We start from the raw sequence: 19546 nt of genomic DNA, 5'->3' as shown, positions 1-19546 counted from the left end.
AGAATGGGGTGATGCATTGTTATGTTTTTATCGTTCTGGACACCCTGCTGCGCAATAACAAGGCCAAGGCACTGGAACGGAGTAACTCTCTAGCCTTCGGAACATAACAGCTTGTGGTGTAAAGTTTGGTTTTCCTCACCAAAATATTTACGTTGCAGCCGCTGATACCAGCTATCTAGCATCACGCTTAGCAGAGCCCGGTCAAACGACCGCTGCACTGCGGCATCCCGAAATGCCGCCCGATACAAAGTGGTGTTGAATAACGGATGAATGGCAAACCCATCCGCATTATCTGCCTGCAGCCGGTAATGGTTAAAAATATTGCGATCCATTACCACCACCTGCACCCTCTGTTGCAACAGCATCTTTAGCTGAGCTTGCTGGTCAACGGTTTCCCGGTATTCGCCAGATATTTGCGCCATATCGGTGTAATCTGGCCCCAATACCAGCCGGGCATTCTGAAAAGCCAATACTGAATAGCGGCCTAAATCACTGCTATGGCTAATAACCAATTCGTTTTTGGCCAGGCTGACGGCAATGTTCTGATAACGAATGTAAGGGTTTGAATAAAACAGCCCCGTTTCATCAGTTGAAACCGGTTGTAAGCTGGCAATATCGCCCTCGCCCTGTTCCAGTAAATGCTTAATTCTGGCATTAGGCACAAACACAAAAACCGGCTCAAAGCCCATCCGGCTAACAACTTCGGCTAATAACTCAACTTCATAACCAGAGATATTTGCCGTATTAATATAAGGTGGTTTTTGTTGTCCCACCAGCACGGTTAAAGGCGCTGCCGATAACAGTGCACTGCAAAACAGTAACAATAGACCCAGCATCCAAGTCAGCCGCACCGATGTATTCCTTAGCTGATGTTTTATTTAGCATAACGCTTTTTTAGCAAACTGAAAGAATTTATTTGCAGCTACACATTAGCGCCGCTTAGCTGACTGAAAGCTTGCGGCCGCAGTATGCACTACCCCTCAATACTTGCAGAATGCTTGGCTAGGCTGGTTACTCACGTTAAGATAGTTTGCTCGTCAGTCTGACGGCAACACTACAGAAATGGAGTTCACAGTGCCCGACCTTATTTTGTCATGCCATCAAAGATATTGTTTGCGATGCATTGGCACCTTACTACTACTGATAATGGTTTCGCTGGTACCGGCGTTAGCCGCCACTTTTGAACATGGTATGCCAATGCTGCATAACCTTAAACCAAAAGATTATCATGCAGGCACCCAGAACTGGGCAATGCTGCAGGACCAACGGGGTTTGCTTTATGTCGGCAACAATGTTGGCGTGCTGGAATACGATGGTCAGATCTGGCGCACCCTGCAAACCAGCAATAAATCAGTTGCCCGCTCACTGGCACTGGCTGCTGATGGCCGGGTGTATGTTGGAGCTAAAGGTGATATCGGTTACATCGACCACAGCGCAGGCCAATCCCGTTACCAGTCATTGCTGCATTTGATCCCGACCAGCTTTCGTGATTTCCAGGATATCCGGCAGACCTTTGCCAGCGAAGACAGTGTCTACTTTACCAGTCGCGACTATGTATTCCGGTTACGTGATGAAAAAATAGAGGTTTGGCGCAGCAACAGCAGTTTTTTAAAAGCGTTTTGGGTTAATCAGCGGCTTTATATTCGTGAACAGGGCACTGGCTTACTGATGATGCATCAGGACAATTTTCAGTTAATACCAGGCGGCGAACATTTTGCCAATGAAAGCATTTTTGTGCTTGAGCCTTTTAGCGAAAATACCCTGCTGGCCGGTAGCCGGGAACAAGGTTTGTATTTAATCAACGAAAATGGCATTACGCGCTTTCCCACCGCTTATGACCAGCAACTAAAGGACGCGGTTTTATACAGTGGCCTGACCCTGAACAATGGCAATATTGCCCTTGGCACCGTGCAAAACGGCGTTTTCATCCTGAACAAACAAGGCAAACTGCTTGGTCACTATAACCGTAACTCCGGTTTACTCGATCAAAATGTCAGGGCCTTATATCAGGATCATCAGGGTGGCCTCTGGCTCGGGCTGGATCATGGGCTGTCCCGGATTGCACTAAATTCTGCTATTACTGCTCATCACGGCGCCAGCGGCCTGGCCGGCAATGTCCTTGCCTTAACCCGCTATCAACAGCAGCTTTATGCCGGCACCAGCCTGGGCTTATTCCGTTTGCAGGGGCGGGAGGATGGTAGTGGCCAGTTTGTCCAGCTAGCGCCACTGCAAAAACAAACCTGGGGTTTTACAACGTTCCGGCAACGGCTGCTGATTGCCAACAATGAAGGGGTTTATCAGCTGGCAGATGAGCAATTAACTCTTATCCGGCCATCCCCCCAGGCCAGCAAAGTATTACAGGTATCCCGGTTTGATCCTGACCGGGTTTACGTTGGGCTGCAGGACGGCCTGGCAACAATGCGTTATGTTGATGGTCAATGGCAGGATGAAGGCCGGGTGCCGGGTGTCAAAGGCAACTTAAACAGCATTGTAGAAATGACTGATGGACAACTTTGGCTTGGCACCCTGGCCCACGGTGTTTACCGGCTGCAATTGCCAGCATCCTGGCAAGGTGGCGCATCATTACCTCTGGCGATAACACGCTTTACCAAAGAGCAGGGCTTACCCAGCCTGAACCGGAACTCTGTCCATTTGTTTGACGAGCAACTGGTTGTTGCCTCTGTCCGCGGCATCCTCAGTTATAACGCAACCCTGCAGCAATTTGAACAGGCCGATGCCTTTCAAACTCTGTTTGGCAGCGAGCAGCCTTGGGTCCGTAACCCCACACTTGATGAGCAAGGCCGGATCTGGATGTTATTGTGGGATAATGTTAATGGTACCCGCTCGGCTAGTGTAGCCAAGCCCGATGCCAGCGGCCGCTATCAATGGCAAGGCACAGCGTTACAGCCGTTGTCGGATGTGCCGCTGGACACTATTCTGGTTGAATTGCCACTGATCTGGTTCGGCGGGGCCGAGGGCATTTTCCGGTTTGCCGACGATCAGTATCAGCCGCATCAGCCAAAACCGCCTGTGTTGCGTAAAATACTGGTCGATCAGCAGCACGCCTTATACAGTGGCGGCGAGTTACCTGAAGTGATGCACCTGAATAGTCAACAACGCAACCTGCGGTTTCAGTTCAGTAGCCCCAATTACAATCCACTGCAACCAGATCAGCTACAAGTGCGGCTGGTTGGCCACGATGATGACTGGTCCAGTTGGCGCCTGGAGCATTATCGCGATTACACCAACCTGAAAAGCGGCCGCTACCAGTTTCAGCTCAGAGCCAAAAATATGGCCGGCCAGATAAGCAGTGCTGATACCCTGCATTTTCAGATAGCCAGCCCCTGGTACTGGCATTGGAGCATGCTGTTAAGTTATCTGTTGTTGGCGATGGCGCTGTTATATTTATTGCACCGTTGGCGGATGCACAGTGCCATTATTGAGCAGCAACGCCTTAGTCAGCAGGTTCAATTGCGCACCAAACACCTTGAGCAAACCATGGAACAACTGCAACTGGCTCGCGAGACAGCAGAAAGCGCCAGCCGGGCCAAAGCACAATTCCTGGCTAATATGAGTCATGAGCTGCGCACGCCACTTAATGCAGTACTGGGTTTTGCTGAACTGGCAGAAGCCACAGCTGCAGTGGAAAAAAAGCAGCATTACCTGGTAAGAATTCGTGCTGCCGGTAAAATCCTGCTCAGTATTATCAATGATATTCTGGATTTCTCTAAAATTGAGGCCGGCAAACTGGAATTAGAACAAACCGATTTTTCACTGCGCGATACGCTAAGCCAGGTGGAAGATCTGTTCAGCGGCCAGCTCAATAGTAAGGGGCTGACCTACCAGCGATTACTGGCAGCCGATATTAGCGACCACCGCTGCGGCGATCCACTGCGTTTAAGCCAGGTATTAATGAACCTGCTGAGTAATGCGATTAAGTTCACTGAACACGGCAGTATCCAGTTACAAATTACAGCAGCTGGCGCCGACCAGCTACATTTCGCGTTAACCGATACCGGCATTGGCATCAGCGCAGCAGAACAAGCCATATTATTTCAGCCGTTTCAGCAGGCGGATAATTCGGTCAGTCGCAAATACGGCGGCACAGGCCTCGGACTGACTATCTGTCAGCGGCTGGTACAATTAATGGGCTCAGATTTGATGCTAAGCAGTCAGCCGGGTGTGGGCAGTACCTTTAGTTTTACACTAAGCCTGCCTGTTGCCAACGTGCCTGCCGCCGCAGAGCCGGCTAACACAAACAGCCCCGGGTCCGGTAAAACCAACAGCCCTGGTTCTGCCAACGCAGACCGCCAGATTTTAGTGATTGATGACAATTACTTTAATCAGAACCTGTTAAAACTGATGCTGGAAAAACTTGGCTACCAGGCTCATGTGGTGAGCGGTGGCCAGCAAGCTTTAGACTGGCTGCAGCAACACAGTGTCGCCCTGATTTTGCTGGACATTGAAATGCCGCAAATGGACGGTTTTGCCACATTTAAGGCGTTGCGACAATGCTCAACGCTGACCAATGTGCCTGTCCTGGCACTCACTGCGCATCACTCAGCGGAGGTAATCGCGCAAATTCATAACAGCGGTTTTACCGATATGCTGACCAAGCCTGTTGAACTGTCGGTACTGGCGGCGAAGCTGGAACAGACATTTGCTGATACCGCGCGCTGACAGCCATGCTAAGGCATGACTGTCAGCGAATATTTGGCGCCAGCCAGCTTTCTGCCTCGGCGCGGCTCCAGCCCTTTTTTGTTGCATAGGCAGTAAGTTGATCTTCACCAATTTTGCTGACGGCAAAGTACTTACTGTCGGGGTGGCCAAAGTACCAGCCGCTTACGGCAGCCCCAGGCCACATGGCGTAGCTTTCAGTCAGTACGATACCGGTTTGTGCCTCAACATCCAGTAACTGCCACAAGGTGCCTTTTTCGGTGTGCTCGGGGCAGGCCGGATACCCTGGCGCCGGCCTTATGCCTTGGTACAGCTCGCGAATAAGCTGCTCATTGCTCAGTGTTTCATCAGCGGCATAGCCCCAGTACTCGCGCCGTACTTTTAAGTGCAGGTATTCAGCAAGAGCCTCCGCTAAACGATCGGCTAACGCCTTAACCATAATGCTGTTGTAATCATCATGTTCGGCAGCAAATTTAGCAGCAAACTCATCCGCGCCAAAACCAGTGCTGACGGCAAAGCCGCCGATATAATCCGCCACGCCACTGCCTATTGGTGCGATAAAATCAGCCAGGCTGCAATTGGGAGCATTATTTCTCAGCTGCAATTGCTGGCGCAGGTTATACAGCCGCACCTTTTCAATGCTGCGCGTCTCATCGGTAAACACCACGATATCATCACCGTCGCTGTTTGCCGGGAATAAGCCAAATACCGCTTTACCTTTAACATGGCCGTCGTTAATCATGGTATCAAGAATGGCATTGGCATCTTTAAACACCCGGCGCGCCTCCATGCCCACTTCGGCATGATTTAAAATCGCCGGATACTTACCGGATAACTGCCAGGTTAAAAAGAATGGCGTCCAGTCGATATAATCACGCAAAATGTTTAAATCAACATCCGGCCATAAGTGCACACCGGGCTGTTTTGGCTTTGGTGCCACTTTGCTGAGATCGAGCTGAAATTTATTGGCTTTGGCTTCCACTAAACTGAGCAGTTTTTCACCTGGGCGGCTTCGGGCATGTTGCTCGCGCGCCACCACATACTCGTTTTTAATCCGGGTTAAATAATCGGCTTTGCTGTCGGGGGTAATTAAAGATTGCACCACCGACACACTGCGCGAGGCATTAGGCACATACACCACACCATTGGCGTAATTAGGCTCTATTTTCACTGCAGTATGGGCTTTAGAGGTGGTAGCACCACCAATTAACAGCGGCTGGGTAAAGCCCAGGCGGGTCATCTCTTTGGCGACATGCACCATTTCATCGAGCGATGGCGTAATCAGGCCGGATAAGCCAATCACATCCACATCACGCTCTTTGGCTACCCTGAGCAGCTCGGCACAGGGCACCATCACGCCTAAGTCAATCACTTCAAAGTTATTACACTGCAGCACCACGCCAACAATGTTTTTACCGATGTCATGCACATCGCCTTTTACTGTGGCTAGCAGCACCTTACCCTGGGCGCGGCCGCCTTCTTTTTCCAGCTCAATATACGGCTGCAGATAAGCCACCGCTTTTTTCATCACCCGGGCCGATTTTACCACCTGCGGCAGGAACATTTTGCCCTCGCCAAATAAATCGCCAACCACATTCATGCCGTCCATTAACGGCCCTTCAATCACGTGTAGCGGTTTTGCAGCTTGTTGGCGCGCTTCTTCAGTGTCGATATCAATAAAGTCGGTAATACCTTTCACTAAGGCATGTTCCAGCCGTTTATTTACCGGCAGGCTGCGCCAGGCATCATCCACTTTTTCAGCCACACTGCCATCACCTTTAAACTGGGCGGCAATTTCCAGCAAGCGTTCGGTGGCATCGTCGCGCCGGTTTAAAATAACGTCTTCCACCCGCTCTTTTAACAGCGGCGGAATATCGTCGTATACGGTTAACTGGCCGGCATTCACAATACCCATATCCATACCGGCGCCAATAGCATGGTATAAAAATACCGAGTGAATAGCCTCGCGCACGGCATCGTTGCCGCGAAACGAGAACGACACATTGGATACACCGCCGGAGATTTTCGCGTGCGGGCACAGCCGTTTTATTTCACGGGTAGCCTCAATAAAGTCGACCGCGTAGTTGTTGTGTTCTTCAATACCGGTGGCCACGGCGAAGATATTCGGGTCAAAAATAATGTCCTGCGGCGGGAAGCCGATTTGTTCGGTCAGAATTTTATAAGCGCGCTGGCAAATTTCGACTTTACGCAGCTTGGTATCGGCCTGGCCCTTTTCGTCAAACGCCATCACCACCACGGCTGCGCCGTAACGCCGCAATAAACGCGCCTGCTGTAAAAACGGTGCTTCGCCTTCTTTTAGCGAAATAGAGTTCACCACCGCCTTACCCTGAATGCATTTTAGCGCCGCTTCTATCACTTCCCATTTTGACGAGTCGACCATAATCGGCACCCGTGAAATATCAGGCTCGGATGCCAATAAGCTTAAATAACGCACCATGGCTGCCTTGCTGTCGAGCATGGCTTCGTCCATGTTAATATCGATGATTTGCGCGCCGCTTTCTACTTGTTGGCGCGCAACATCGAGCGCCGCCTCATAGTCGCCATTTAAAATCAGCTTTTTAAATCTGGCCGAGCCGGTAACATTGGTCCGCTCGCCTACATTGATAAATCGGGCTTGTTGTCGCATTACCACTCCACCGAAAAGGCTTCAAGGCCGGCTAAATGAAAGCTGTAATCGGCTATTTTGGGCTGGCGCGGCGGCGCATCTTTTACTGCATCCGCTATCGCTTTAATATGCTCAGGCGTAGTGCCACAGCAGCCGCCGACAATATTTAAAAAGCCCTGTTTGGCCCAATCGGCAATTTCTGCTGCCATCTCTTGTGCCCCTAAATCGTATTCACCAAACTCATTTGGCAGGCCGGCATTGGGGTGCACCGAGACATAGGCCTCAGACACGCCGGCTAAGGTTTCCACATAAGGCCGCAATAAATCAGGCCCCAGCGCACAGTTCAGGCCAAAACACACCGGTTCAACATGGGCCAGGCTATGGTAAAAGGCTTCGGTCGTCTGGCCTGACAGGGTGCGGCCAGAGGCATCGGTAATAGTGCCGGAGATCATCACCGGTAGCTTAAAACCAACTTCATCAAACACTTTTAGTACCGCAAAAGCCGCCGCCTTGGCGTTTAAGGTATCAAAAATGGTTTCCAGCATAATAATGTCGGCGCCGCCTGCGATTAATGCATGGGTCGATTCGGTATACGCATCGACCAGCTCATCAAAGCTGACATTGCGAAAGCCCGGATCGTTCACATCCGGCGAAATAGACGCCGTGCGGTTAGTCGGGCCCAGTACGCCGGCGACGAAGCGCGGTTTATCGGGCTGAAGTGCACTCACCTCATCACAGACTTTACGTGCAACAGCAGCCGCTTCACGGTTAATCCGCGCCGACAAGCCTTGCATCTGGTAATCGGCCATGGCGATAGTTGTGGCATTAAAGCTGTTGGTTTCAACAATATCAGCTCCGGCCAGCAGGTACTGGCGATGAATATCGGCAATTAAATCAGGCTGGGTCAGCACTAATAAATCGTTATTGCCTTTAACATCGCTCGGCCAGTTGGCAAACTCCTCGCCACGATAATCGGCTTCTTCCAGACGATGCTGCTGGATCATGGTACCCATGGCGCCATCGAGTATAAAAATACGCTCAGATAGCAGCTGACGAAAATGTTCCGGGGTGAGTCTTGCTGTCATAAAGTGCTCGTTATAATGCTGGGTAACTTAAGCGTTGCGGCCAATCTGGCTTAGTTCAAACGGCGTCGCCTGATAAACATAATAGTTCAGCCAGTTGCTGAACAGCAAAAAGGCGTGACTTTGCCACAGCTTTTGCGGCCCCTGCACTGGGTTATTATTACGATAATAATTTTCTGGTAGTTTAGCTGCGGCACCGGCAGCGACATCACGCTGATACTCTTCATCCAGGGTAGATAAATCATACTCAGGATGGCCGGTAACAAATACCCGGCTGCCACTGCTGTTCTGCAGTAAATAGGCACCGGTAACATCGGCTTCGGCCAGGATATGTAAGTCATCATGCTGTTGATACTTTTGCTTAGGTACCTGAGCATAGCGCGAGTGCGGCACTAAAAACTGATCATCAAAACCACGCACCAGCGGGCACAGCGGCTGGCTAACCTGCTGCCAATACACGCCAGACAGTTTTTCGCCACGTATTTCCCGCTGCAAACCATAATACTGATACAACGCCGCATGGGCTGCCCAGCATAAAAATAAGGTGGAAGTGACGTTGTGATCGGCCCAGCGCAAAATATCACCAAACTGCTCCCAGTAGGTCACATCTTCGTAATCGACCAGGCCCAGTGGCGCGCCGGTAATAATTAAGCCGTCATACTTTTGCTGCTGAACTTCTGAAAAATAGCGGTAAAAACAGTTTAAATGGCTCGGCGGTGTATTTTTGCTGACATGATCGTCAATCCGCAGCAAGTCTACATCTACCTGCAACGGGCTGTTGGCCAGCAAACGCAGTAGCTGTACCTCAGTGGCAATTTTATTCGGCATCAGGTTTAAAATGGCAATTTTCAGTGGCCGGATATCCTGTGACTGCGCCCGGCTTTCGGTCATTACAAACACATTTTCTGCCGACAGCGCTTCCACCGCCGGCAACTGATCGATCACTTTAATAGGCATAGCCATATCCGGTTAACTGACATAGCTGCTACTTTGCGCAAAACTTACGGCAATGTCAACTTCTATACGTTTAGATGGCCAAATAAGAGGTGTAGTTGTCAGCTTTGCCATACAGCACACCTGCTGGCAACTGCTCAAACTTAAACTTTTGGTCTTTTTACCCTGACAGACAATGCCGACGATAGCAGCACCCGCTAACAGCTCGCTACTGATTAATTTTGGTTATCCGCAATAACCTCAGCAATACATTGCGACCAGCACGCAGCAGCGGGTATAACAGCCGGGCGCGGCCGGGCGATTTAAACAGCCAATAGTTAAGGCGGTTAAATACGCCACTGCGGCTGCTGATCATTGCCAGCATCTGCAGCGCTGCCGCGCCGTGATACCAGCTAGCACCCAGTTGCAACACCATGCCCTTGTCAATATCCAGTTCTCGCTGCTGTAACATCTGCCGGATATCGGGCCGGTTTCGGGCATTCACTAACTGCAACTGCCCCAGGCTCTGGCGTATGCGTACCGCCTGGCTGAAGTTACGACACAGCGGGCACTCACCATCGTAAATCAGCCTAATCTGCGCGTGGTGGTCAGCATCGCTGCTCATTGGCTTGCAACCAGCATAGCGGGCCGCTGGCTGAGCTTACGCCACAGATACAAGCCATACCAGGCATTAAACCAGAAGCCGCCATACACAATGGCGGTAACATACAGCTCGCGCGACAGGTATAAAGGTATGGCAATCGTATTAACCAGTAACCAGAACCACCAGGTTTCCAGTTTGCGGTTCATCAGTAAAAACTGGGCAATCAGGCTGAACATTAAAATAGACGAGTCAACATAAGGCGCATAGGCGTTGGTCAGGTTATGCAGCAAATAACCATGCAGAACCGTCACTACCAGCGCTATACCAATGAACAGTAACAGATGGGCGACGCGGGTACGGCTGACCTGCTTAATCCCTCCAGGACGGCCCCACTGGTACCAGCCAATAACATTAGTAGCAATAAAGAACAGCATTAACAGACTTTCGGCATACAGTTGCACCTGAAAAAACAGCACCGAAAATAAACTGCAGCCAATAATGCCCAGCCACCAGGTATGAATACTATTACGTGCCGCCAGAAATACTGCTAATAAGTAAAAACCATTGGCGGCGTATTCCAGCTGGGCCAGGTTAAGATAACGCAGCGTAAATCCAGTCAGCTCCATGTTATTGCCTCCTTAATGCCTTCCACCAAGGCGCCGGCTATTACTTATCTAAACCACCCAGGCACAAATACTTAATGTCCAGATAATCATCCAGACCATATTTCGAGCCCTCACGGCCATAACCGGATTGCTTCACACCGCCAAAGGGCGCAGCTGCATTGGAAATAATGCCCTCGTTCACCCCGACCATGCCAAACTGCAGGCCTTCGGCGACCCGCCAGATCCGACCGATATCCCGACTGTAAAAATAAGCGGCTAAACCAAATTCAGTGGCATTGGCCAGCTGTATTGCTTCGGCTTCATCGCTAAAGCTTTGCACGGCCACAACCGGGCCAAATATTTCCTGCCGGGCAATGGCCATGTTATTACTGACACCGCTCAGCAGCGTTGGCAGGTAAAACAGGCTGGCGGCAGCGCTGCGCTTACCACCACAGTGCAGTGTCGCGCCCTGTGCCACAGCGCGTTGCACCAGTTCATCCACTTTGTTACAGGCATCATCACTAATCAGTGGGCCAATGTTTACGCCTGCGACGGTGCCATCACCAACAATAAGTTTGGCCATGGCGTGTTGCAGTTTTTCAGTAAAAGCTGCCAGCACAGTCTGCTCAATTAACACCCGGTTAGTACAAACACAGGTTTGGCCGGCATTGCGAAATTTTGAGGCCATTAAACCGTCTACTGCGGCATCCAAATCAGCATCAGCAAACACCATAAAAGGCGCATTGCCTCCCAGCTCCATCGAAAGCCGTTTCATGCTGTCCGCACACTGCTGCGCCAGCAACTTGCCAATTCTGGTTGAGCCGGTAAAACTGAACTTGGCAATCCGTGCATCGGTTGTCAGCACTTGGCCAATACCGGCGGCATCGGTACCGGCAACCACATTAAAGACCCCTGCCGGAATACCGGCACGATCTGCTAGTTCCGCCATGGCCAGCGCCGACAACGGCGTTTGCTGCGCAGGTTTGACCACAAAGGTACAGCCGGCCGCCAGTGCTGCAGCCGCTTTGCGGGCAATCATCGCATTGGGGAAGTTCCACGGGGTAATAGCGGCAACGACACCAACGGGTTGTTTTAACACCAGAAGGCGCTTGTCGCTGGCAGGACCTGGAATAACATCACCGTAAATCCGCCTGGCTTCTTCTGCAAACCATTGCAAATACGAGGCGCCATAGACAATTTCGCCTTTGGCCTCGGCCAACGGCTTACCCTGCTCCAGGGTTAACAGCAACGCCAGGTCGTCCTGATGTTGCAGCATCAATTGCTGCCAGCGCATAAGCAGTGATGAGCGCTCTGCCGCTGGCTTGGCAGCCCAGCCAGCAAAAGCGGTATCTGCCGCTGCCACCGCTTGCTCTGCATCGGCAGCACTGGCATCAGCCACCCTGGCAATAACCTTGCCGGTGGCTGGGTTAGAAACGGTAAAGTCCTTAGCAGCCGCATGCCACTGGCTTTGCCAATAAGATGAGTTTTTCAGTAAACCCTGATCGTTTAGTGTACTCATAACCCATCCTTTATTATAGCGGTGGCATCGGGCATGGCTAACTCACCAGGCCATACTCCGTAAAGCTGGCGGCATTTAACCATAAATGCACGGCAATGCTGGCAATATAGCCCAGTAAAATCACCGGCGTCCATTTCAGGTGGCCGGCAAAGGTGTAGTAGCCTCGGGCCTGCCCCATCAGCGCCACGCCGGCAGCTGAGCCGATGGATAACAAGCTACCGCCCACCCCTGCCGTTAACGTAATCAGCAACCAGTGGCCATGCGACATTTCCGGCATCATGGTCAGTACCGCGAACATCACTGGAATGTTATCCACTACGGCAGATATTACCCCTAAAGCAATGTTGGCATAAGTGGCATCCCATTGGGTATACAACAGGTTCGACATCAGCTCCAGATAGCCCATAAAGCCCAGGCCACCCACGCACATCACCACGCCGTAAAAGAACAGCAAGGTATCCCATTCGGCCCGCGCCACCCGGTTAAACACATCAAAAGGCACTACCTGCCCCAGCGCTCTAATCCGCTCCTGATCGCCAGCACGTTCGGCCATGGCTTTTTTGCGCGCCAGTGAACCTGGCAAGGTCACCCGCAGGAAAAAGCCGAAAAATTGTAAATAACCCAGGCCGGTCATCATGCCCAGCACCGGCGGTAAATGCAGTACGGTATGAAATGCTACGGCAGTGGCAATGGTCAGTAAAAACAGGCAGAGAATACGAATAGCACCACGTTTTAACTCAATCTCTTCATAGACTGCCGAAGGCTTACGCTTCTCTACGAAAAAACTCATAATAATAGCTGGGATCAGATAGTTAGCCACCGCAGGGAAAAACAGCACCAAAAACTCGGTAAAACGCAGTACACCCGCTTGCCATACCATCAGCGTAGTAATGTCACCAAAGGGGCTGAAAGCACCGCCGGCATTGGCTGCCACCACAATGTTAATACAGCACAGGTTAATAAATTTCTTGTCGCCCTCTGCTACTTTCATTACTACCGCACACATCAGTAAGGCGGTGGTCAGGTTATCGGCAATGGGAGAGATAAAGAACGATAAAATACCGGTTATCCAGAACAACGACTTATAGCTGAAGCCCTTACGCACCATCCAGCTGCGCAGCGCATCAAATACCCTGCGCTCTTCCAGCGCATTAATGTAGGTCATCGCCACCAGCAAAAACAACATCAGCTCAGCAAACTCAAGCAAGGTATGGCGGACAGCATCCTCGGTTAACGACGGTAAATCGGCCTGCATATAACGCCAGCCAATCAGCGCCCAGATAATACCAGCCGCCACCAATACCGGCTTCGACTTACGTAAATGGATTTTCTCTTCCAGCATCACCAAAATGTAAGCGATGATAAAGATAAATAAGGCAATATAACCAGTGGCGGTTGCGGTTAATGCCAACGGGCCGCTGGCAGCAAAAGCAACAGGGGAACACAGTAACGCAAATAAACTTAACAGGATGATGCTGAACTTAAACATGATTGGCTACTTCAAATTTAAACAACAATAGTAAAACAATAAAACAGACAACCCGGCAGGGCGCCGGGTTGTCTGTTTTATCAGCGAAGGATCAACAAGGAACACTTAGCCTTGCTGATCATGGCAGTAGTGGTACTGCCAACAATAAACTGACGGATCCGGGAATGGCCATAAGCCCCCATTACCATCAGGTCGATATGATGTTCCTGCTGATACTGATTTAGTACTTCTTCTGGTTCGCCACCGACAATAGCCACCCTGGTATCAAAACCGGCATTGCGTAAAATCTGGGCTGCCGTTTCCATTTGCTGCTGAGCTGCTTCAATATTGGCACCGGCCATCACCAGATGCACTGGCAAGCCTTTGCCCAACGGGCTGGCTGCCAGCATTTCCAGGCCTTTTAGGGCGGTGGCACTGCCATCGTATGCCAGCATAATGCGCTGCGGTGCTTTGTAGCTTTGCTGGGTTAACAGTATCGGCTTGTGCAGGCGGCGAATTACCTGCTCAACATGCAACCCCATATGGCCATGGGCATCGGCACTGCTAAAACCACGCTTGCCCATTACCAGTAAGCGGGTTTCTTCTTCTAACTCTACCAGGGTTTCTACCAGGGTACCGTGACGCAAACGCTCATCTACCCCATTAACACCGGCTTGCTCGGCCCGGCTTCTGGCCGCATCCAGCATTAAACGGCCGCGTTCCAGCGCTAACTTGCCGTGCTTTTCGTCCAGCTCGGCCAGTTGCTGCAATAATACCTCTTGCGAACCTAAACCAATACTGCCGCTTAAGTCGGGGGTATGTGTATGCTGGGCTTTATCCAGCACATGAATAACGGCCATAGGCACTGACAGACGGTTAGCAGCCCATACCGCGTAATCGCATACGGCTTCGGCATAAGGTGAGGCATCAATACATGCCATTACTTTTTTTGTCATTATTATTGTCTCCTGTTGCCTGTATTCGACTCAGCCTACTGCAATTCGGCTGAGTGCAAATTATCTAAGATCAACTTATCTGAAATCAGTGCCCCATTAACTTTGCTACGGCATCGGGCTGATTATGCACCGCAAATTTATCAACCAGAGTGGCGCTGGCTTCGTTTAAGCCCACCAGCTCTACTTCGGTACCTTCGCGGCGGAATTTCAGCACTACTTTATCCAGCGAGCTAATGGCAGTAATGTCCCAGAAATGTGCCCGGTGCAAATCAATTTTTACTTTCTCTACTGCTTCTTTAAAATCAAAGGCGCCGATAAATTGTTCGGCTGAGGTAAAAAACACCTGGCCAACCACGGTGTACTCGCGCTCGTGGCCGTCGGCCGACAGCTTAGAGCCAATATATAAAATCTGCCCCACCTTATTTGCAAAAAACAGTGCGCTTAACAGCACGCCAACCAATACGCCGTATGCCAGGTTATGCGTCGCCACCACCACGATAACGGTCATAATCATCACCACAGACGAGCTTTTCGGGTTTTTACGCAAGTCTTTTACCGACGACCAGCTAAAGGTACCTATCGACACCATAATCATAATTGCCACCAATGCTGCCATTGGGATCAAGCCCACCCATTTATCTAAGAACACTACCATCACCAGTAAAATAACACCTGCCAACAGGGTAGATAAACGGGTACGGCCGCCAGACTTAACATTGATAATAGATTGGCCAATCATGGCGCAACCGGCCATACCGCCAATTAAACCCGAGCCTAAATTCGCCACACCCTGGCCAACACATTCGCGGTTTTTATCACTGCTGGTATCGGTTAAATCATCGACGATAGTGGCCGTCATCAGTGACTCGAGTATACCCACCACTGCCAATGCCAGTGAGTAGGGGAAGATAATTTGCAACGTCTCAAAATTCAGTGGTACATCAGGCCACAGGAAAATCGGCAGGCTGTCTGGTAGCTCGCCCATATCCGCCACTGTGCGAATATCCAGGCCAAAATACAAAGCCAGCGCAGTTAGCACCACTATACATACCAGTGGCGATGGCACCGTCTTGGTGACATAAGGAAATAAGTAAATAATGGCCAGGCCCAGCGCCGTCATGCCATATACCGTAACGGTACCGTAGGTGCCACTTAGCTCAGGTAGTTGCGCCATAAAAATCAGGATAGCCAGCGCATTAACAAAACCAGTGACGACCGAGCGCGAGACAAAGCGCATTAAGTCGCCCAGCTTAAACAGGCCAAACACAATCTGAATGACTCCGCACAATAAGGTGGCAGCCAGCAGGTACTCCAGGCCATGGTTTTTCACCAGCGTAATCATTAATAACGCCATGGCGCCGGTGGCAGCAGAAATCATGGCGGGGCGGGCGCCCACAAAGGCAATAATTAAACAAATAGCAAAGGATGCATACAGGCCAACCTTAGGGTCGACTCCGGCAATAATAGAAAAGGCAATAGCTTCAGGAATAAGGGCAAGCGCTACCACAATAGCGGCCAGAACGTCTCCTTTAATATTGGAGAACCAGTTCTGTTTGATGGTGTTAATCATTTATATGTCCAACAAGTTAATTTCCGACATTCAGCACAGACGTTTAGCATAAACTGCATTTAAAGTTACTTACCCAGGCTGCACGCTGAACTTTATGAGCAATTTAGTAATAGTTGTGGGAGTTACACCGGCCCTTCCTCATTGGTTACTTTTTGTTCTAAGCTAAAAAAACAGCGCACATTATAGGGGTTTACAGGCGACAAAACCAGCAAAAACAGCGTTAAACTGGCTTGCAGCCCAACAAAATATCAGAAATCGGTATTTTTATGTTAACGGCCTCTTCAGCGGCAAATTACACTGGCAAACCTTCGCGGTAAAACTGCACGGCACCACACTCACTGCAGGCCAGCAGTTCCGACGGATGGGTATAATCGGTATGCTGATAACAATTGCTGCAACGATAGCGGCCCATGCCGACCATCTCTCCCTGAAAATACACCCCCTGGTGCTTAAAATCCTCAGTGAGCTCCTGCCATTCCAGCTGGGTTTTATCGGTAATACCGCTAAGCTCCTGCCATAAAGCCTCAGGCCACAGCGACGGTACCGTTTGCTCATGCTCGGTTTGGTCGGTTGCGGTTTGCTGCTCCTGTTGTTCGTGCCATTGCCGTTTCAGGGTTTCAATAAATAAGCGGGTTTCATAGGCGCTTAAGTCTTTGCCGGCTTGTAAATACGCTTTTAAAGTATCAACAAACTTTACCAACTGATTATCGTAATTATCCGGGTTTTGCTGCAAATTCTGGTTAAATTCGGCTAACCAGCGTTGATACTTTTTATAAAAATCACTCATAGTGTCTCCTTGTTGGTTTTTCCAGTATAGACAACGCGCTTACTTATTGTTGTCAAAACCTTGCTGCGGTATGCTATAGCCACTTTTTCCGGCCTTGCCGGCCCTGCCAGAACTTTATCGTGGAAGATGTCAATGCAACAACAATATGACCCGCAGCAAATTGAAACCGCTTTGCAACAACAGTGGGAAGCAACTAACGCCTTTAAGGTGACGGAAGATCCCAGCAAAGAAAAGTTTTATTGCTTGTCGATGTTTCCCTACCCAAGTGGTCGTTTGCATATGGGTCATGTTCGCAACTATACCATAGGTGATGTGGTTAGCCGTTTTCAACGGATGCAGGGTAAAAACGTGATGCAGCCCATGGGGTGGGATGCCTTTGGCCTGCCTGCGGAAAATGCCGCTATTAACCACAAAACGGCTCCGGCCAAGTGGACTTACGAAAATATCGACTATATGAAAACTCAGCTGAAGCGGCTGGGTTTTGGCTATGACTGGAGCCGCGAAGTGGCCACCTGCAAGCCCGAGTACTACCGCTGGGAGCAGTGGTTCTTTACCAAGCTGTATGAAAAAGGCCTGGTGTACAAAAAAATGGCCACGGTTAACTGGGATCCGGTAGATCAGTGCGTATTAGCGAACGAGCAGGTTATCGACGGCCGCGGCTGGCGCTCTGGCGCGGTGGTAGAGCAGCGCGAGCTGGCGCAGTGGTTTATTAAAATTACCGCCTATGCCGAAGAGTTACTGGCCGATTTAGAGCAGTTAACTGAGTGGCCCGAGCAAGTGCGCACCATGCAGAAAAATTGGATTGGCCGCTCTGAGGGCGTCAATATCCGTTTTGACATCGCAGGGCAACAGTCCGACGTTGAGGTGTACACCACCCGCCCGGATACCTTATACGGTGTCACCTATCTGGCGGTTGCGGCGCAGCATCCGTTGGCACGGCAAGCTGCTGCAACTAACCCGGAGCTGGCCGCTTTTATTGAAGACTGCAAAGGCGGTAAGCTGGCGGAAGCTGAGCTGGCTACCATGGAGAAAAAAGGCTGCGCTACCGGTATTTTTGCTATTCACCCGTTAACCGGTGAACAACTGCCGGTTTGGGTTGCCAATTTTGTGCTGATGGATTACGGCTCTGGCGCGGTAATGGCGGTACCTGGCCATGATCAGCGCGACTATGAATTTGCAACAAAATACGGCCTTACTATTAAGCAGGTAGTGCTTGCCAGCAGTGGTGATACTGCCGATCTAAGTCTGGCGGCTTACACCGAAAAAGGTATCCTGATCAACTCAGCTGAATTTGACGGCCTGGCCTTTACCGAGGCGTTCAATGCGATTGCCGCCAAACTGGCCAGCCTGGGCCGTGGCGAAGTAAAAGTAAATTACCGCTTGCGAGACTGGGGCGTGTCACGCCAACGTTACTGGGGCACGCCTATTCCTATGTTGAATTTAGCTGATGGTTCAGTGGTGCCGGTACCTGAAGACCAGTTACCGGTGCGCCTGCCAGAAGATGTGGTGATGGATGGCGTGACCTCGCCGATTAAAGCCGACCCTGAATGGGCCAAAACCGACTATAACGGCGCGCCGGCCTTGCATGAAACCGATACCTTCGACACCTTTATGGAATCGAGCTGGTACTATGCCCGCTATTGCAGCCCGGATCATGACAAAGCCATGCTGGACCCGGCCAAGGCCAATTACTGGCTGCCGGTAGACCAATATATTGGTGGCATTGAACACGCTATTTTGCATTTGTTATATGCCCGGTTTTTCCACAAACTGTTGCGCGATGTGGGCCTGGTGCAGTGTGATGAACCCTTTAAACGCTTGCTATGCCAGGGCATGGTGCTGGCTGAAACCTTTTACCGCGACACTGACAATGGCGGCAAGCAGTGGTTATCCCCCCAGGATGTCAGCGTAGAGCGCGATGACAAAGGCCGCATTACCCAGGCTATTTTAAAAAGCGATGGCTTGCCTGTGCTGTCTGCCGGCATGAGCAAGATGTCAAAATCAAAAAACAATGGCATTGACCCGCAACAGGTTATTAACCAGTATGGCGCCGATACCGTGCGGTTATTTATGATGTTTACCGCCCCGCCAGAGCAAACCCTGGAATGGTCAGACTCTGCGGTCGAGGGGGCTCATCGCTTTATTAAGCGGGTGTATACTCTGGTGCAGGATGTTAAAGCGGCCGGTAATCCGGCGCCACTGCAAGTAAGTGAGCTGAACAATGAGCAAAAAACCCTGCGCCGTGAACTGCATAAAACCATTTTTAAAGTCAGCGACGATATTGGCAGGCGCTACACCTTTAATACCGCAATCGCCGCCATTATGGAGCTAAGCAATAAACTGCAGCGGGCCAGTCTGGCAACAGCGCAGGACAAAGCAGTGATGCATGAAGCGGTGCTGGCGTTATTGCAGCTGTTAAACCCAATCACCCCGCATGTTGCCCAGTACTTATGGGCGCAAATGGGCCAGAGCCAGGGCATTGAACAAACCCCCTGGCCGGTGGCAGACCAGCTTGCCATGGTAGAAGACGAAAAACTGGTGGTAGTACAGATTAATGGTAAGGTACGGGCTAAAGTTACTGTTAACGCTGCCGCCACCGAGCAACAGGTGCTGGAGCTGGCCAGGCAGGAAGATAACGTCCAGCGGTTTCTGGAAGGTGGCAGTATCCGCAAAGTGATTTATGTGCCGGGTAAACTGCTGAATCTGGTGGTCAGCTGAG

Annotated in this window: 13 protein-coding genes; 2 read left to right on the top strand and 11 right to left on the bottom strand. The window is 50.7% G+C overall.

Annotated elements, in window-relative coordinates; translation table 11 throughout:
- Positions 1–89: 89 nt before the first annotated feature.
- Positions 90–851: a substrate-binding periplasmic protein gene (locus tag WG68_RS01225; RefSeq protein WP_083981754.1), complete on the bottom strand. Its 762-nt coding sequence runs from the start codon at positions 849–851 to the stop codon at positions 90–92.
- A 262-nt stretch (positions 852–1113) separates the two neighbouring features.
- On the opposite strand from WG68_RS01225, the gene WG68_RS01220 reads away from it, so the two are divergent.
- Entirely contained in the window at positions 1114–4680 is a 3567-nt protein-coding gene (locus WG68_RS01220) for a hybrid sensor histidine kinase/response regulator (RefSeq protein WP_235357611.1), read from the top strand.
- A 22-nt stretch (positions 4681–4702) separates the two neighbouring features.
- On the opposite strand, the gene metH is transcribed toward WG68_RS01220, so the two are convergent.
- The 10 genes from metH to WG68_RS01170 form a co-directional block, all read right to left on the bottom strand.
- Positions 4703–7324, bottom strand: a complete 2622-nt coding sequence (gene metH / locus WG68_RS01215; RefSeq protein WP_046555822.1) for a methionine synthase — start codon at positions 7322–7324, stop codon at positions 4703–4705.
- Positions 7324–8388, bottom strand: a complete 1065-nt coding sequence (locus WG68_RS19955) for a homocysteine S-methyltransferase family protein (RefSeq protein ID WP_046555821.1) — start codon at positions 8386–8388, stop codon at positions 7324–7326. The genes metH and WG68_RS19955 overlap by 1 nt, the downstream gene beginning before the upstream one ends.
- A 27-nt stretch (positions 8389–8415) precedes the next feature.
- Positions 8416–9342 carry a homoserine O-succinyltransferase gene (locus WG68_RS01205; protein WP_046555820.1) on the bottom strand — a complete coding sequence of 309 codons (927 nt, stop codon included), beginning with the start codon at positions 9340–9342 and terminating at the stop codon, positions 8416–8418.
- Positions 9343–9547: 205 nt separating this feature from the next.
- Positions 9548–9943 (bottom strand): DCC1-like thiol-disulfide oxidoreductase family protein, encoded by a 396-nt coding sequence (locus WG68_RS01200; protein WP_046555819.1) that lies wholly within the window; start codon positions 9941–9943, stop codon positions 9548–9550.
- Positions 9940–10548: a nicotinamide riboside transporter PnuC gene (gene pnuC / locus WG68_RS01195; protein ID WP_046555818.1), complete on the bottom strand. Its 609-nt coding sequence runs from the start codon at positions 10546–10548 to the stop codon at positions 9940–9942. The genes WG68_RS01200 and pnuC overlap by 4 nt, the downstream gene beginning before the upstream one ends.
- 40 nt (positions 10549–10588) lie before the next feature.
- Positions 10589–12046, bottom strand: a complete 1458-nt coding sequence (locus tag WG68_RS01190) for an NAD-dependent succinate-semialdehyde dehydrogenase (RefSeq protein WP_046555817.1) — start codon at positions 12044–12046, stop codon at positions 10589–10591.
- Between the two features lie 37 nt (positions 12047–12083).
- On the bottom strand, positions 12084–13535 hold the full coding sequence (gene nhaD / locus WG68_RS01185; protein ID WP_046555816.1) for a sodium:proton antiporter NhaD: 1452 nt from the start codon (positions 13533–13535) through the stop codon (positions 12084–12086).
- An 80-nt stretch (positions 13536–13615) separates the two neighbouring features.
- Complete coding sequence (locus WG68_RS01180; protein WP_046555815.1) at positions 13616–14470, bottom strand: universal stress protein; 855 nt, start codon at positions 14468–14470, stop codon at positions 13616–13618.
- 85 nt (positions 14471–14555) lie between these two features.
- A complete protein-coding gene (locus WG68_RS01175; protein WP_046555814.1) occupies positions 14556–16040 on the bottom strand; it encodes a SulP family inorganic anion transporter in 1485 nt (494 codons plus the stop codon).
- Between the two features lie 292 nt (positions 16041–16332).
- Entirely contained in the window at positions 16333–16827 is a 495-nt protein-coding gene (locus tag WG68_RS01170) for a zinc ribbon-containing protein (protein ID WP_046555813.1), read from the bottom strand.
- Positions 16828–16959: 132 nt separating this feature from the next.
- On the opposite strand from WG68_RS01170, the gene leuS reads away from it, so the two are divergent.
- Positions 16960–19545 carry a leucine--tRNA ligase gene (gene leuS / locus WG68_RS01165; RefSeq protein WP_046555812.1) on the top strand — a complete coding sequence of 862 codons (2586 nt, stop codon included), beginning with the start codon at positions 16960–16962 and terminating at the stop codon, positions 19543–19545.
- The last annotated feature ends 1 nt before the right edge of the window (position 19546 follow it).

Origin of the sequence: Arsukibacterium ikkense, assembly GCF_000987775.1 — a bacterium.
Taxonomy (GTDB): Bacteria; Pseudomonadota; Gammaproteobacteria; order Enterobacterales; family Alteromonadaceae; genus Alishewanella; species Alishewanella ikkense.
The sequence above is the reverse complement of the archived record's forward strand: the minus strand, read 5'-3'. Positions and strand labels throughout refer to the sequence as shown.

Excerpts from the sequence above, each read along its gene's own strand:
- metH (WP_046555822.1), bottom strand. The coding sequence starts at position 7,324 with ATGCGACAACAAGCCCGATTTATCAATGTAGGCGAGCGGACCAATGTT.
- WG68_RS19955 (WP_046555821.1), bottom strand. The coding sequence starts at position 8,388 with ATGACAGCAAGACTCACCCCGGAACATTTTCGTCAGCTGCTATCTGAG.
- WG68_RS01205 (WP_046555820.1), bottom strand. The coding sequence starts at position 9,342 with ATGCCTATTAAAGTGATCGATCAGTTGCCGGCGGTGGAAGCGCTGTCG.
- WG68_RS01200 (WP_046555819.1), bottom strand. The coding sequence starts at position 9,943 with ATGAGCAGCGATGCTGACCACCACGCGCAGATTAGGCTGATTTACGAT.
- pnuC (WP_046555818.1), bottom strand. The coding sequence starts at position 10,548 with ATGGAGCTGACTGGATTTACGCTGCGTTATCTTAACCTGGCCCAGCTG.
- WG68_RS01190 (WP_046555817.1), bottom strand. The coding sequence starts at position 12,046 with ATGAGTACACTAAACGATCAGGGTTTACTGAAAAACTCATCTTATTGG.
- nhaD (WP_046555816.1), bottom strand. The coding sequence starts at position 13,535 with ATGTTTAAGTTCAGCATCATCCTGTTAAGTTTATTTGCGTTACTGTGT.
- WG68_RS01180 (WP_046555815.1), bottom strand. The coding sequence starts at position 14,470 with ATGACAAAAAAAGTAATGGCATGTATTGATGCCTCACCTTATGCCGAA.
- WG68_RS01175 (WP_046555814.1), bottom strand. The coding sequence starts at position 16,040 with ATGATTAACACCATCAAACAGAACTGGTTCTCCAATATTAAAGGAGAC.
- WG68_RS01170 (WP_046555813.1), bottom strand. The coding sequence starts at position 16,827 with ATGAGTGATTTTTATAAAAAGTATCAACGCTGGTTAGCCGAATTTAAC.
- leuS (WP_046555812.1), top strand. The coding sequence starts at position 16,960 with ATGCAACAACAATATGACCCGCAGCAAATTGAAACCGCTTTGCAACAA.